The organism is Pseudarthrobacter sp. NPDC092202, from assembly GCF_044755505.1.
In the GTDB taxonomy this organism is placed as follows: Bacteria; Actinomycetota; Actinomycetes; order Actinomycetales; family Micrococcaceae; genus Arthrobacter.
The window spans coordinates 162,228-176,100 of the sequence record NZ_JBIVRG010000008.1 but is presented as its reverse complement, the minus strand read 5'-3'; the positions used below and the strand labels follow the sequence as shown (position 1 = coordinate 176,100).

General features: G+C 68.0%; 15 protein-coding genes and 1 pseudogene. 2 read left to right on the top strand and 14 right to left on the bottom strand.

What is annotated here, in order from left to right:
- Positions 1-301, top strand: a pseudogene (locus ACIQF4_RS13890) (hypothetical protein); the annotation flags it as partial.
- A gap of 42 nt (positions 302-343) precedes the next feature.
- Here ACIQF4_RS13890 and ACIQF4_RS13885 read toward each other — a convergent pair.
- Entirely contained in the window at positions 344-916 is a 573-nt protein-coding gene (locus ACIQF4_RS13885) for a TetR/AcrR family transcriptional regulator (protein WP_400515806.1), read from the bottom strand.
- A 242-nt stretch (positions 917-1,158) separates the two neighbouring features.
- On the opposite strand from ACIQF4_RS13885, the gene ACIQF4_RS13880 reads away from it, so the two are divergent.
- Positions 1,159-1,425: a hypothetical protein gene (locus tag ACIQF4_RS13880; RefSeq protein WP_190612831.1), complete on the top strand. Its 267-nt coding sequence runs from the start codon at positions 1,159-1,161 to the stop codon at positions 1,423-1,425.
- Between the two features lie 8 nt (positions 1,426-1,433).
- On the opposite strand, the gene panC is transcribed toward ACIQF4_RS13880, so the two are convergent.
- The 13 genes from panC to ACIQF4_RS13815 form a co-directional block, all read right to left on the bottom strand.
- Positions 1,434-2,351: a pantoate--beta-alanine ligase gene (gene panC / locus ACIQF4_RS13875; RefSeq protein ID WP_400515805.1), complete on the bottom strand. Its 918-nt coding sequence runs from the start codon at positions 2,349-2,351 to the stop codon at positions 1,434-1,436.
- Between the two features lie 2 nt (positions 2,352-2,353).
- Positions 2,354-3,247 carry a Rossmann-like and DUF2520 domain-containing protein gene (locus tag ACIQF4_RS13870; RefSeq protein ID WP_400515804.1) on the bottom strand — a complete coding sequence of 298 codons (894 nt, stop codon included), beginning with the start codon at positions 3,245-3,247 and terminating at the stop codon, positions 2,354-2,356.
- A complete protein-coding gene (locus tag ACIQF4_RS13865; protein WP_400515803.1) occupies positions 3,240-4,907 on the bottom strand; it encodes a PH domain-containing protein in 1,668 nt (555 codons plus the stop codon). The genes ACIQF4_RS13870 and ACIQF4_RS13865 overlap by 8 nt, the downstream gene beginning before the upstream one ends.
- Complete coding sequence (locus ACIQF4_RS13860; RefSeq protein ID WP_400515802.1) at positions 4,904-5,416, bottom strand: PH domain-containing protein; 513 nt, start codon at positions 5,414-5,416, stop codon at positions 4,904-4,906. The genes ACIQF4_RS13865 and ACIQF4_RS13860 overlap by 4 nt, the downstream gene beginning before the upstream one ends.
- Complete coding sequence (locus ACIQF4_RS13855) at positions 5,397-5,969, bottom strand: DUF3180 domain-containing protein (RefSeq protein ID WP_350001338.1); 573 nt, start codon at positions 5,967-5,969, stop codon at positions 5,397-5,399. Before ACIQF4_RS13855 ends, ACIQF4_RS13860 begins: the two co-directional genes overlap by 20 nt.
- A complete protein-coding gene (folK, locus tag ACIQF4_RS13850) occupies positions 5,966-6,511 on the bottom strand; it encodes a 2-amino-4-hydroxy-6-hydroxymethyldihydropteridine diphosphokinase (protein WP_400515801.1) in 546 nt (181 codons plus the stop codon). The genes ACIQF4_RS13855 and folK overlap by 4 nt, the downstream gene beginning before the upstream one ends.
- Entirely contained in the window at positions 6,508-6,915 is a 408-nt protein-coding gene (gene folB / locus ACIQF4_RS13845) for a dihydroneopterin aldolase (protein WP_400515800.1), read from the bottom strand. The genes folK and folB overlap by 4 nt, the downstream gene beginning before the upstream one ends.
- Before the next feature lie 10 nt (positions 6,916-6,925).
- Complete coding sequence (gene folP, locus ACIQF4_RS13840) at positions 6,926-7,846, bottom strand: dihydropteroate synthase (RefSeq protein WP_400515799.1); 921 nt, start codon at positions 7,844-7,846, stop codon at positions 6,926-6,928.
- Between the two features lie 11 nt (positions 7,847-7,857).
- Positions 7,858-8,502, bottom strand: a complete 645-nt coding sequence (gene folE, locus ACIQF4_RS13835) for a GTP cyclohydrolase I FolE (RefSeq protein WP_400515798.1) — start codon at positions 8,500-8,502, stop codon at positions 7,858-7,860.
- Between the two features lie 9 nt (positions 8,503-8,511).
- A complete protein-coding gene (ftsH, locus tag ACIQF4_RS13830; RefSeq protein ID WP_400515797.1) occupies positions 8,512-10,575 on the bottom strand; it encodes an ATP-dependent zinc metalloprotease FtsH in 2,064 nt (687 codons plus the stop codon).
- A gap of 233 nt (positions 10,576-10,808) precedes the next feature.
- Positions 10,809-11,360, bottom strand: coding sequence for a hypoxanthine phosphoribosyltransferase (gene hpt, locus ACIQF4_RS13825; RefSeq protein WP_041651844.1), 552 nt, complete (start codon positions 11,358-11,360; stop codon positions 10,809-10,811).
- Between the two features lie 31 nt (positions 11,361-11,391).
- Entirely contained in the window at positions 11,392-12,447 is a 1,056-nt protein-coding gene (gene tilS, locus ACIQF4_RS13820; protein ID WP_400515934.1) for a tRNA lysidine(34) synthetase TilS, read from the bottom strand.
- Between the two features lie 159 nt (positions 12,448-12,606).
- On the bottom strand, positions 12,607-13,740 hold the full coding sequence (locus tag ACIQF4_RS13815; RefSeq protein ID WP_400515796.1) for a zinc-dependent metalloprotease: 1,134 nt from the start codon (positions 13,738-13,740) through the stop codon (positions 12,607-12,609).
- Positions 13,741-13,873 lie beyond the last annotated feature (133 nt).

Here is a 13,873-nt window from a genome sequence, read left to right as displayed (position 1 = left end):
GATGGGCAGTGTGAGAACTTCCATCCTGGAAGACCTCGACGTCTATCCACGAACCAGCCGCCGACCCTCGACTACACCCTCAACTGCGAAGAGCCACGAAATGGGCGAGATCCTGGGGCTGACCACCATCGACCAGTTTCCGCGAAACCAGGGCACCCGGGCCGTGGAGCGCCTGCTGGCGCTGGTGCAGGACGACGACGGCGGCGCCGCCGGGCCCGCGGACGAACTGATGCAGACCCGGCTGGTGGTCCGGTCCAGCACCGCCGCGCCCCGCATCCCTGCCGGGCATTCCGGTTCCTGAACAGCACTGTTTCCAGACAGCGGCTGTTTGAGCGGCCTGCGGTCAGCTGCTGTGGTGCCCGATCAGCCAGACCGCCATTTGCCGGGCGCGTTCGGCGGCCAGCGAGTCACCTTCCACGGTCTGGATGACGGAGCCCTTCATCAGGATCAGCAGCGAGCGGGCGAACTCTTCGGAGCGCAGCAGCCCGGCCTCTTCCGCCACGTCCTGGACATGGCCGCGGATCTTTGCCAGGTAATCGATGCTGGCCCGCCCCAGCGGATGGGCCGGACCCATCTCCAGCATGACCCTCACAAACGAACAGGCCTCGAAGTCATCCCGCCGGAACCAGTCCCCGAAGACGTCGAAAATGGCCAGCAGCTGCTCCCGGGGAGTGCTGCCACGGCGGCGCGCCTCGGAGAGGATCCCGTCCATTGTCCACTGTTTGTCCCGCTGCTCCAGGAATGCGAACACCAGGGAATCCTTTGACGGAAAATGGCGGTAGAACGTGGCTTTGGCAACTCCGGACCGCTCTATGAGCTCGTTGACGCCCACGTCCCGCACGCCCCGCGTGGAGAACAGCTCGTAGGCAACAGCCAGGATCCTGTCCACCGAATGGGCAGGACCGGATTCGGCCACCGCGGCTGCCTGGGGGTATGTGCCAACTTCTGGGTATGCGGCAACTTCTGGGACTGTGGCAACTTTTGGGACTGTGGCAACCTCGTGGATTGCCGGGACCTTCGCCTCTGGATTCATCGCATTTTCAGTCTACTCCCGGGGGAGACAGACCGGTCTCCCCCCTGTAATGTTTCCCGTAGCGCAGTGCTTCGACGCCGGGGAGGCCCCACCAGGCCCCCTCGGACTGGTGCAAGGAGGCCCCGATGTCAGCAGAGCGGATGTTCCAGAGCGTTCCCTCAGACCCTGATCCCTGGATGGCCGAAGACACCCCGTCCGAGATCCGGGAGTTCGCCATTGAGTCCCTCCGGTGGCAGGCCCAGGAAATCATCGATGAAGTCCTTTGCAGCCGCGAACCCGGTGAGGAGCTAGCCAGGGCACGCCTGCGCCGCTGCGTCGCCAAGCACCCTGGCAGGCCGGAGCGCGCGCTGCTCGAACAACTGATGATCAACCGGGAAGAGCCCTGCATCTAGCGCTGGCGTCAGGAACTCAGCGGTGCGTTGTCGATCAGCCGCACCGGACCCACTTTGGCGGCGATGAGCGCCAGGGCTTCGCCGCTGAACGGCGTCTCCCGGCAGTTCTCGGCAAGCGGCTCCAGTGTGTCCGGGTCCACCACGTCGAAGTAGTCCAGCGCCACCAGCGGCTGGGATTCCACCATGGCCCGGGCTGAGTCAAGGTCCAGCGGCTGCCGGGCGTTCGCGCGTTCCTCCAGCAGCCGGAGGGCCCGCGACAGTACCAGGGCCCCCTCCCGCTCTTCGTCCGACAGGAAGCGGTTGCGGCTGGACAGTGCCAGCCCGTCGACCGCACGCACCGTGGGCACCCCCACGATCTCCACCGGGAAGTTGAGGTCCGCCACCATGCGCCGGACCAGGGCAAGCTGCTGCGCGTCCTTCTGGCCGAAGTACGCCCGGTAGGCAGGCAGCCTTCCCGGTGCCGGCCCGGCGGCGGGCAGGCCCGCGGCTGGCAGGCCGTAGTGGAGGAGTTTGGCCACCACCGTCAGGGCGCCGTCAAAGTGGCCCGGCCGGGAGGCCCCCTCCCATTTTTCCCCCAGCCGGCCCGAGGTGACCCGCACCAGCGGCTCCCCGCCGGGGTAGACCTCCTCCACAGACGGCGCGAAGGCCAGGTCCACGCCCTGGTCTTCCAGCAGGGCAAGGTCGGCGTCCAGCGTGCGCGGGTAGCGGTCCAGGTCCAAGGCGTCGCCGAACTGCAGTGGATTGACGAAGATGGTGGCCACCACAACGTCGTTCTGTTCGACGGCGGCACGCGCCAGGGCTGCATGGCCCTCGTGGAGTGCGCCCATGGTGGGCACCAGTCCCTGCGATGTTCCCTGCGTGGCGCCCAGCAGCCGGGCGCCTTCAGTGCGGAGCTCAGCCACCGTGGTGGCAAGTTTGATGGGCATCGTCAGTCCTCCTTGGGATCGAGGGCGCGGCGCAGCCCCTCCAGCTGGTCCGGCTTCAGGAGTCCGCGCCCTTCTGCGCGCAGGGCGGTGGCACGGGCCATGGCGAGGTAGGCGGCCAGCACATCCCCGTGCCCGCCGCCGTCGAACTCCCGCAGCGCCTCCGCGTGTGCCGCGACGGTTCCGACGTCACCGCGCGCTACCGGACCGGTCAGGGCGGACTCCCCTGAGGCCAGCGCGTTCTCCAGGGTGGCCCGCAGGAGCGGGCCCAGCATGCGTTCGGGGAGTTCCACTCCCACCGAGCGCAGCAGTTCGGACGCCTGGGCAACAAGGGTGACCAGGTGGTTGGAGCCGTGCGCCAGGGCTGCGTGGTACAGCGTCCGGTCAGCCTCGGCGATGGCCACCGGTTCCGCGCCCATTTCCACCACCAGTGCCTGGGCGATGGGAAGCATGGCGGCATCTGCCGTCACGCCGAAGGTGCAGTCCAGCAGCCGGGTCAGGTCCAGGCTCATCCCGGTGAACGTCATGGCGGGGTGCAGCGCCAGCGGTACGGCACCGGCTGCGCGGACCGGATGCAGGACGCCCACGCCGAACCGGCCGGAGGTGTGGGCAACCAGCTGGCCCGGCTGCCAGGCGCCCAGCTTTGCAAGCCCCTCCACCAACCCCGGGAGGGCGTCGTCGGGCACAGCGAGCACGACCAGTTCCGCCCGCTCCACGATCTCCTGCACTTCAAGGACAGGCACGCCGGGGAGCAGCGTTTCCGCGCGCTCACGGCTCGCTTCGGACACCGCCGAAACTCCGACGACGGCGTGTTCAGCGGCGCGCAGGGCGGCACCAAGGACCGCCCCCACCTTGCCCGCGCCGATGATTCCGACGCCGAGGCGTCCGGGCTTAGCCATGCTGCCCGCCTTCCTGTTGTTGTGTGGTGTGGGCTTCCAGGGGCCCGGCCACTGGCTGGGAGCCGGCGCCGGCAACCCCAATGGCCGGTGCGTCCGGAGCCACCTGCCTGAGCCACTGTTCCGTAGTCTGCCTCTTCCTGGCCAACCGGGCACGGGCAGATTGTTCGTCGAACAGGGCTAGTGCAGCATCCCGTCCGGCCTGGACCAGGCGCGGCACAACGGGGCCGGGGGTGGTGTGGAGAATCAGGTCGGCAACCCCGAACCGGCGTGCCAGCGGACCCTGGTGGAGGGCCATGGACTGCGTGCGCTGGTGCGGCACCACCGCCAGCTGCCGCCACCAGCGGCCGGAACGGAGCAGCAGGGCGGTGTCCGTGGCGGCAAACCCGTTCCGCCGCCAGCCAAGCGGGGCGAGCCAGCGGGCCTTCGGCGGAGTGGTGACGAATCCGCCGTCGGAATCCAACCCCGTGAGCCCCGCGCCAAAGACGGCCGCTGGCTGGGGGGTGCCTGGGTCCGGCAGCACCAGGGCAAGCATGGCCATCACGTCCGCCAGCGTGCCGACGGGCAGGAGCGTTGTCCGGGCGGAGCCCTCGCCGGCGTTCTCCACCACTCCGTAACCGGCCACGTTGACCTGCATCCGGTACCAGCCGAGGGGGCGCCAGAGCGGCGGCTGGGTGACCTTCAGGGCCTGGATGCGCCCCGGCGGCAGGGTCTGCGCCTGGGTGTCCAGCAGGCCGTAGCGCAGCCGGATGCCATCCGGGGAGATCGCCGCGGTGAAGTTGTAGCCCTTGTTGAACAGTCCCCAGTAGCTGGCGGCCAGGCCCAGGGCAGCCGGGATGAGGTAGAAGTAGAACGCCTGGCTGCCCGTGGCGGCGGCGAGCACCACGGACGCAATGCCGCCAAGCACCACGAAAAAGCTCTGCTCGCTGAGCAGCAGGGAACCGACGAGGCGCCGGGGCGGCACCGACAGTACCGGGTATTCGGGCGCCTCGGGCGAGGGTGCCTCCGGATGGGCCGGGTCAACGGCCACCCCAGCGGCACGGGCCAGGATGGTGGCGCGGAGCTGCCGGGCGTCATCGATCTTCAGGTAGGCCAGCCGCACCGCCGACTCTCCTGCATCGGCCACCTCGAACTTCAGCTCGGCGAGGCCGAAAATCCTGGCCAGCAGCGGCTGCTCGATGTCGATGGCCTGGACCCGGTCCAGCCGCGCCTGCCGCTGCTGCCGGAACAGGAACCCGGTATTGACCCGGACGTAACCGCCGGACACCTGGTACTTGGTGAAGTACCAGGTCAGGAGGAAACCCAGCACCGAGACCAGCAGCACCATGGCGCCGCCCGCCAGCAGCCAGGACGCCCGGCCGGCGACTTCTTCCTCGAAAACCGGCTGGCCCTGCAGCGAGCGTTCAAAGATGTCACGGCCGAAGAAGAAACCTATGGCGGCCAGGGCCACCCAGCCGCGGACAAAGGGCGACGCCGGGTGCACACGCAGCCACTCGCCGTCGGACGCGCTCCCTGTCTGGGGCGCAGTGCCTGGCGCGGGTTCATTGGTTGGCTGGGGCGCATTGGATGGCTGGTGCGCGCTGCCTGGCGGGGGTGCAGCCGCGGTGCCGCCCGCGCCAGGGAAGGAAGCGGCGGGGCCCGGACGCGGTTCCTCCGCGGTCACAGCCCTGCCAGCCTGGCTTCGCCCCGTGCCGCCAGCTGCTCGCGGAGCCGGGCACCTTCTGCGGCGGGCAGGCCCGGGATCTGGGCGTTGGTGCCGGGCGACGCTGTGTGGAGCTTGAGGGTGCACAGTCCCAGGGACCGCTCCACCGGGCCCACGCCGATGTCCACATACTGCATGCGGCCATAAGGGACGGCCATGGTGCGCTGGAAGAAGATGCCGGTCCGGACCAGGAGGTCGTCGTCCCGTTCGGCGTAGCCGATGGCACGGACCTGCCGCGGGATGAGCGCCAGCCGCCAGAGAGCAGCCACCAAAGCCACGGCGGGTACGGCGGCTGCCAGCCACAGCGGCGGCCAGGCCCACACGCCCGCGAGGACAAGCACAAGCGGAAGGGACAGGACCAGCACGGTGGCCAGGTTGCCCAGGGCCCACTGCACCACCCTGACGGTTACGTACTTCGGCGAGACGCGCTGCCAGGTGATGCCCGGCGGATCAATCGCCCCGGTATGCATATTCGCCTTCCCCGGAGGCTTCACCGTGCACGGCGCGGCCTGGTTTTCCCTCAATGCCCTTGGTGTCGCCGTCCTCCGGCGGGATCTTGCAGAACCGCTCCACCAGCAGGCCCACCACGATCATCACCAGTCCCCCGCCGGCCATGGCAAGCGCCAGCCAGGTGATGCCCTGGTTGCTGCGCAGGCTCCAGATGCGGAGCTGGTCCAGGAAGATGCCCACATGCCAGCCCAGCAGCACCGTTCCGGCGTAGGCGCAGGCCTGGGCCAGGACCAGGGTCCGGGCGGCGAGGAGCGGATCAAGCACGGGCCTTTTCCTGGGGCCTGCCTTGGTGCCCGTCCGGGCGCCGTTGGTGTCGAGGCTGTTGCGCCACTTCAGCACGCGGATGCCGAGGATCAGGGTGATGGCCACGATCACGCCCATGGTGGCCAGGGCAGTGGCCGGGAGGACCGGGGTGGACATGCCGAACCGGCTGGTCACCACGGTGGCGGACCAGCCCGCCACGGCCAGGATGAAACCGATCAGCAGGAGGCGCAGCGGGTTGATGGGTTTCATCGTTCTTCCACCGCTCCGGCGGTAGGCACGCCGTCGAAATCGCCGAAGCCGTCGAACGGGGCGAGGTCGGCAAAATCGTCAGCCTGTGCCGCCAGTACGCTGATCCGTTCGCCGTCCAGGGTGGCGGCCGGCTCGATAAGCGACCACGGGTAGAGCACAAAGGCGCGGACGGCGGCCCGGGGGTGGGGCAATGTCAGGGAGGGGTCCTCGCTGCGGAGGTCGCCGTAGGTGATGATGTCGACGTCGAGCGTCCGCGGCCCCCAGCGCACCTCCCGCACGCGGTGGTGCTTGTTCTCCACGGCCTGGCAGTGGTCCAGCAGTTCGTGCGGGGACAGGCTGGTTTCCACCGTGATGACCATATTGAGGAAATCCGGCTGGTTGGGCGGGCCGCCCACGGCCTTCGTCTGCACAACCGGGGACACGGCGAGCAGCCTCACCTCCGGCGGATCAACGAGGTCTGCCACAGCCTCGGAAAGGGTGTCATTGCGCTCACCCAGGTTGCTGCCGAGCGCCAGGACCGCCTTGGTATAGCCGCTGTTCATGGCCCCTCCCCCTGGGCTTGCTGTCCCCCGGCGCGCGTTTCCCCGTCGCGGCGAGTGCGGTGGACGCTGACCGCAACGTCGCCGAACGGAACCTCAATGGGGGCTTGCGGCTTGTGCACGGTAATGTCCACGGCCGCCAGCCGGAACTCGTCCAGCAGGCCGTCCGCGATCCTCACGGCCAGGGCTTCAATCAGGTTCAGCGGCTCGCCCGAAATCCATTGGGTGATGCGCTGCGCCACTTCGCCGTAGTGGGCCGTGTCCAGGACGTCGTCGGATTCCGCGGCCTTGGTGAAATCCAGGTACAGCACTGCGTCCACAACAAAAGGCTGGCCCTCGCGGCGTTCAAAATCAAACACGCCGTGATGGCCCACGGCCGTTACACCAGTCAGCGTAATCCTGTCCATGGGGCGCGGCTTAGCTGCGGGCGCGGGGTGCGGCCATGCGCGCGGCAACCTTGACGGCGTCAAGGCTGGGGCCGACGTCGTGCACGCGGACGGCCCAGGCGCCGCGGTAGGCGCTGATGGCGGTGATGGCGGCTGTGGCGCCGTCGCGCTCCTCCGGGGCCGCGGACTTTCCGGCCACCGTGAGCAGCGTGCCGAGGAACCGCTTGCGGGAGGCACCCACCAGGACGCGGTGGCCGAGGCTATCCAACTGGTCCAGGTTCTGCAGGAGTTCCCAGTTCTGGGCGTCGTTCTTCGCGAATCCCAGCCCCGGGTCCACGATGATCTGCTCCGGGGTGGCACCGGCTGCGTACAGCTTGTCCCGCACCCCCGCGAGTTCGGCCACCACTTCGCCCGCCACGTCCTTGTAGTCGGCAAGCGAATTCATGGTGCGCGCGTCACCACGGCGGTGGGTGAGGATGTACGGGACCTTAGCGGCGGCCACGAACTCGAGCATTTCCGGTTCGATGCTGAGTCCGGAGATGTCATTGACAATGGCAGCGCCGGCTTCCACCGCGGCTGCGGCCGTGGAGGCGTGCGTGGTGTCGATGCTGACGAGCGCCCCGGCCTTCACCAGCGCCTGGATGACGGGGATGACGCGCTGCTGCTCTTCCTCCGGGGTGACGTCCTCGGCGCCGGGCCGGGTGGATTCACCGCCGACGTCGATGATGTCCGCACCTGCATAGAACATCCGGAGCCCTGCCGCGATGGCGGTGTCCGCCGTGGCGTGCCGGCCGCCGTCGCTGAAGGAATCGGGGGTGACATTCAGGATGCCCATGACCAGCGTGCGGTCCGTGGGGAGGTCTTCGAACCGTGCGGCCGGGCGCGGTTTGCGAAGGATGGGCAGTGGCGATGTTGCGGGGCCGGTTCCCGGCGCTGCAGCTAGTGAGTCCATGGTCTGATGGTTTACCTTCCGAGGATGAGGCTCATGGCTTCGGCGCGGGTGGCCGGGTCATGAAGCTGCCCGCGGACCGCGCTGGTGACGGTCTTCGCTCCGGGCTTGCGGATACCGCGCATTGACATGCACATGTGTTCGCATTCAACAACGACGATGGCGCCACGGGGTTTGAGGTAGCGCACCAACGCCTCGACGATTTCAGTGGTGAGCCGCTCCTGGACCTGCGGGCGGCGGGCATAAATGTCCACCAGGCGGGCGAGCTTGCTCAGGCCCGTCACCTTGCCCTCATGCGAGGGGATGTACCCCACGTGTGCCACTCCATGGAACGGCACCAGGTGGTGCTCGCAGGTGGAGTAGAAGGGGATGTCCTTGACCAGCACGAGTTCTTCATGGTCAAGGTCGAAGGTGGTGGACAGGACGTCCGCGGGATCGTGGTGCAGCCCGGCGAACACCTCGGCGTAGGCCTTGGCCACGCGCTTGGGGGTGTCGATGAGGCCGTCGCGGTCCGGGTCCTCTCCAATGGCCAGGAGAATCTCACGGACGGCCGCCTCGATCCGGGGCCGGTCCACCTTGTGGTGCTTGGAGTGGTGGGATCCGCCCTCCGCCGGGTATCCGGCGGAGGCGGGAACGTCGTCGTCGTCGAAGTGGGTCACGTAGAAAGCTTAGCCGCGAAGGGTGTCCGGGCCTGCGTCGGTGACGCCGCCCTGGAACGGAGCATCCTCGGGAACACCCTGCGGGTGCGGCGGCCGGGCGTCGAGCGGCTCATCCAGGCGCGCCTGCTTGGCTTCCTCCTGGGCCTCGCGCTCAGCCCTCTCCTGGCGGGACTCCACCGGGCCCGCCATCTGGACCGGACGGGACTCCTTGGACAGCCACACCTCGCGGAAATCGCGCTTGCGGATGTCGCGGAAGATGTCGGCGATCTCGGCCTGGTTCAGTGTTTCGCGCTCCAGCAGCTCGAGCGCCAGCCGGTCCAGGACGTCGCGGTTCTCGGTGAGGATGGCGTAAGCCTCGTCGTGGGCCTGGTCAATGAGCCGGCGCACTTCCTCGTCCACCACGTAGGCGATCTGGTCGGAGTAGTTGCGCTCGTGCCCGGCGTCGCGGCCCAGGAAGGGCTCTCCGCCGCCCTGGCCCAGGCGGACTGCGCCGACGCGTTCGCTCATGCCGTACTCGGTGACCATCTTGCGTGCGGTGCCGGTGGCCTTTTCGATGTCATTGGACGCGCCGGTGGAGGGGTCATGGAACACGATTTCTTCCGCCACCCTGCCGCCCATGGCGTAGGCCATCTGGTCCAGCAGTTCGTTGCGGGTCACGGAGTACTTGTCGTTGTCCGGGACCACCATGGTGTACCCCAGGGCGCGGCCACGGGGCAGGATGGTGATCTTGGTGACCGGGGCGGAGTTCCGCAGCGCTGCCGCCACCAGGGCGTGGCCGCCCTCGTGGTACGCGGTGATCTTGCGCTCGTGCTCCTTCATCACGCGGCTGCGCTTCTGGGGGCCGGCCATGACGCGGTCGATGGCTTCGTCCAGGGCGCGGTCGTCAATGAGGTTCGCGTTGGAGCGCGCGGTGAGCAGCGCTGCCTCGTTCAGGACGTTGGCCAGGTCCGCGCCGGTGTACCCGGGAGTCTTCTTGGCCACGGCCTTGAGGTCCACACCGGGCGCCATCGGCTTGCCCTTCGAGTGGACCTGCAGGATCTGGTCGCGGCCGATCAGGTCCGGCGCTTCCACGCCGATCTGCCGGTCGAAACGTCCGGGGCGGAGCAGTGCGGGGTCCAGCACGTCCGGGCGGTTGGTGGCCGCGATGAGGATGACGTTGGTCTTGACGTCGAAGCCGTCCATCTCCACCAGGAGCTGGTTGAGGGTCTGCTCGCGTTCGTCGTTGCCGCCGCCGATGCCGGCACCGCGGTGGCGGCCCACGGCGTCGATCTCGTCCACGAAGATGATGGCCGGGGAGTTGGCCTTGGCCTGCTCGAAAAGGTCGCGGACACGGGAGGCGCCCACACCCACGAACATCTCCACGAAGTCGGAGCCAGAGATGGAGAAGAACGGGACGCCGGCCTCGCCCGCAACGGCGCGGGCAAGGAGGGTCTTGCCGGTGCCCGGAGGGCCGTACAGCAGCACACCCTTAGGGATCTTGGCGCCGACGGCCTGGAACTTGGCGGGCTCCTGGAGGAATTCCTTGATCTCCTGGAGCTCTTCCACGGCTTCGTCGGATCCTGCGACGTCGGCGAACGTCACCTGCGGCATGTCCTTGCTGACCATCTTCGCCTTGGACTTGCCGAACTGCATGATCTTGGAGCCGCCGCCCTGCATACGGGTCATCAGGAACCAGAAGAGGGCGCCCAGGAGGATAACGGGAATCAGGAGGGAGAGCAGGCCGGAGAACCAGTTGCTCTCAATCGGCTGGTCCGTGTAGCCCTGGGCCGGCTTGGATTCCGTGACGGCCTTGACCACGTCTTCGGCCCGGGCGTCCACGAAGAAGAACTGGACGCTCTTGCCCTTGTCCTGGCCGTCCAGCTGCAGGTTGTCCTTCAAAGTCAGGTCAACGCGGTTTTCGCCGTCGAAGATCTTGGCCTGCTCCACCTGGTCCCCGGAGAGCAGTTCAAGGCCCTTGTCGGTGTCAATCCGTGCCGCACCACCAGGGGCAAGCGTTGCAAAGGCCACCAGGAGCAGACCGACCACGACGACGATCCAGATGCCCGGGCCTTTGAAGAAGTTCTTAGCTTTCATCTGTTCGGGGGCTAACCCCGTCCCTTCTGGTAGTGCTGCACGGCGAGTAGTCTGCGCGCGTGATGGTGCTGCGTCAGCTTCTAGCTATACACCGTCCGGAGTAGATCACGCATGATGGACGGCAAAAGTTCCCTGTGGGCGTAGCGCTGCCAGGACGGCGGAGTGCCTGCCCCAAGGGCGGTGTTTTCAAGGAAGTGCCGACGGCGGCTCGGCGGCGGTCCGGAAGGTGCAGCCTACTCGTAAACGTGCGGGGCCAGGGTGCCCACGAAGTCCAGGTTGCGGTACTTCTCGGCGTAGTCCAGGCCATAGCCGACCACGAATTCGTTGGGGATGTCGTAGCCCACGTACTTGACGTCGATTTCCACCTTGGCGGCGGTGGGCTTGCGGAAGGCCGTGCAGATCTCCACCGACGCCGTGCCGCGCGATTCCAGGTTGGTCTTCAGCCAGGACAGGGTGAGGCCGGAGTCGATGATGTCCTCGACGATCAGCACGTCCTTACCCATCAGGTCCGTGTCCAGGTCCTTCAGGATGCGGACAACCCCGGAAGACTGGGTGCCGGATCCGTAGGAGGACACCGCCATCCAGTCCATGGAAATGTGGCTGTGCAGCGCCCGGGCCAGGTCCGCCATGACCATCACCGCGCCCTTGAGCACACCCACGATGAGGATTTCGCGGCCCTCGTAGTCCTTGTCGATCTGGGCAGCGAGTTCGGTGATCCGCTGCTGGATCTGTTCCTTGGTGTAGAGAACGTGCTTGAGGTCTGCCTGGACGTCGTTTGAATCCACCAATGGCTCCTGTGTAGATGCGGGGGTGCGACTATTTTGCGGGCGGCTTTTGAGGCCGGAGTACTAGCTTCCCACAGCGTGCGGCTCCGCGGGGAACGGGTTTGGCTTCGCTGCCGGCAGCCGGGCCGTCCGCTGCTTCCGCGCCGGCCAGCTGGACGAGGGACAGGCGGTAGGCACTCACTCCGCCGGGGAGTTCCACCGGCCCCGCCGAACCGTGCCGCCGCAGCAGCGCCTCCGCCGCCAAAAGGCGCTGGTAGCTGGGCTGCTGCCCGCCGACGTCGGCCGCGGCCTTGGCGATCACGCGGTACCGGATGGCAGGGGGCAGGGCGCGCAACGCCTCCTCCGGAAGGCTCAGTTCCGGACCGTTGCGCTCCACCATGGACGCAAACGTGGCTTCGGCCACATCCTCAAGGTAGTCGGCGTCCAGCTGCAGGATGGAGGCTGTGCGGGCCAGGGATTCCGCGACGCCGGGACCGAGTTTTTCCTCCAGGTGGGGCAGGACCTCCACCCGCGTCCGGGACCGGGCATAGGACGGGTCCCGGTTGGTGGGATCATGCCAGGGCTCGAGCTCCTCCACCTCGCAGATCTCTTCCGTATCCGCCCGGCGAAGCCCCAGGAACGGCCGCAAGAGCTTGCCGCGGGCCGGCCTCATCCCCGCGAGGGACCGTGTGCCCGAGCCGCGCGCCAGGCCCAGGAGCACCTGTTCGGCCTGGTCGTCCAGGGTATGGCCCAGCAGGATTGCCGCGGCCCCCTGGCTTGCCGCTGCCTCTTCGAGTGCCGCGTGCCGGGCCTCCCGCGCCGCCGCCTCCGGGCCCATGCCGGCGCCGGCCACCGTGACGGTCCGGATTTCCACCGGGGCCAACCCAAGCTCCTTCAGGGTTTCCGCGGTCCTGGCGGCGACCTGCGCTGAGCCTTCCTGCAATTGGTGGTCCACGACTGCCGCGCCCACCGTCACCGGGTGGCCGTCCACATGGCCGCGCCGGGCAAAGTAGGCCGCCACGGCGGCCAGTGCCAGGGAGTCCGGTCCGCCGCTGCAGGCAACCAGGACGTGGCGCGGATAGCCGGCCTGCGCCAGTGCGTCCCCCAGGGCTTTGCGCGCCTTGCCGACGGTGGGCGCCAGCCTGCCGGGCCGTCGTCGTCCGCTCCTGGAACCGGCCGTGGAACCGCCGGTTCCAGCCCGCTGGGCGGAATCCGCGGCGGCCTCATCAACAGCAGCAGCGGCCTCAGGTGGTTGGATGCCCGGCAATCAGAGTCCCATCCGCTCAAGCCACAGCTTGGCGTCGTGGATCTCGGGTTCGGTGGGCAGGTGGTCCGCAGATTCCCATACCTTGTTAAAGCCCTCCATGCCGGCTGCGTCCACCACGGCCCGCACAAACCTGGCGCCGTCGGAGTACTGCCGCATTTTCGCGTCCAGTCCCAGGAGGCTGCGGATGAACTTTTCGATCACGCCGCGGTCCTTGCCGCGGTCGTTGAACCGCTGGCGGATGGTCTTGACGGACGGAATGATGCTGGCGTCCACGGCGTCCATCACCACGTTCGCATGGCCTTCCAGCAGGCTCATCACAGCGGTGAGGTGCGAGATTGCGGCCTTCTCCTCGGGGTCCTGGAGGAGGTCCAGGATGGCACCGCGGCCGGGGGTGTTTCCGGAGGCACTGCGGTCCTTCAGGGAACGGGCAGCGGCGGTTGCACGGTCCATCAGGGAATCGACGTTGCCCAGCAGGTGCACGCTGAGTTGGTCGATCTGCTCGAGCATGTGGTGCCGGAGCCACGGGGCGGCGGCGAACTGCACACGGTGGGTCTGCTCGTGCAGGCACACCCAGAGCCGGAAATCCTCCGGGGTGACGTTGAGTTCGCGCTCCACGGCCACAATGTTCGGGGCCACGAGCAGGAGCCGGCCGGCCGGTGGTGCGGTGGACCCTTCCGCAAGGGCCGCGAAGGGATCGTACTGGCCAAGGACCTTGCTGGCCAGGAATGCCAGGACGGCGCCGAGCTGGCTTGCCGTGATGGCCCCGCTGACGCTCGCGGCGCTTGGGCTCAGGTTGCCCTGCCTGCTTTCCAGCATCTTTTCCATGGCGGGTTTGAGCATCACGGCGAAGCTTTGCGTATTGGCCTTGGCCCAGGACGCGCGGTCCACCACCAGCACGGAGGAGTCGCGGAGATCGCGGGCGGCTTCCAGCCCGGTGATCTGATGGACATGGTCAACGGACACATCCGCCAGGCGCCGCAGGCTGTCCACGGCCTCGCTGATGGCGGCCTGGTCCAGCATGGGCCCGGCCGGAGCCAGGCGCGCGGCGGTGGAAGCGGCGAGGTCCCAGTTGATCAGGGACTGTGCCGTGGCGGACAACGTCTTGGCTGACGACTCGCGTGCAGTTGACTCCATGGTTCCCATCAGAACACAGCAGGCTTGGGATAGTCCTTAAGTTCGCTCACCGGCGAACCATCTGCCCGCGCAGGGGCGTCGCGGCGCCGCATGGGCGATGCTGGCGCATCCGGGGACCAGGGCCGTTCATGTG

Bases quoted from the DNA above. Each gene is read 5' to 3' on its own strand.
- ACIQF4_RS13880 (WP_190612831.1), top strand. From the start codon at position 1,159: ATGTCAGCAGAGCGGATGTTCCAGAGCGTTCCCTCAGACCCTGATCCC.
- folB (WP_400515800.1), bottom strand. From the start codon at position 6,915: ATGGACAGGATTACGCTGACTGGTGTAACGGCCGTGGGCCATCACGGC.
- panC (WP_400515805.1), bottom strand. From the start codon at position 2,351: ATGCCCATCAAACTTGCCACCACGGTGGCTGAGCTCCGCACTGAAGGC.
- folK (WP_400515801.1), bottom strand. From the start codon at position 6,511: ATGAACAGCGGCTATACCAAGGCGGTCCTGGCGCTCGGCAGCAACCTG.
- ftsH (WP_400515797.1), bottom strand. From the start codon at position 10,575: ATGAAAGCTAAGAACTTCTTCAAAGGCCCGGGCATCTGGATCGTCGTC.
- folP (WP_400515799.1), bottom strand. From the start codon at position 7,846: ATGGACTCACTAGCTGCAGCGCCGGGAACCGGCCCCGCAACATCGCCA.
- ACIQF4_RS13860 (WP_400515802.1), bottom strand. From the start codon at position 5,416: ATGCATACCGGGGCGATTGATCCGCCGGGCATCACCTGGCAGCGCGTC.
- ACIQF4_RS13815 (WP_400515796.1), bottom strand. From the start codon at position 13,740: ATGGAGTCAACTGCACGCGAGTCGTCAGCCAAGACGTTGTCCGCCACG.
- ACIQF4_RS13870 (WP_400515804.1), bottom strand. From the start codon at position 3,247: ATGGCTAAGCCCGGACGCCTCGGCGTCGGAATCATCGGCGCGGGCAAG.
- ACIQF4_RS13855 (WP_350001338.1), bottom strand. From the start codon at position 5,969: ATGAAACCCATCAACCCGCTGCGCCTCCTGCTGATCGGTTTCATCCTG.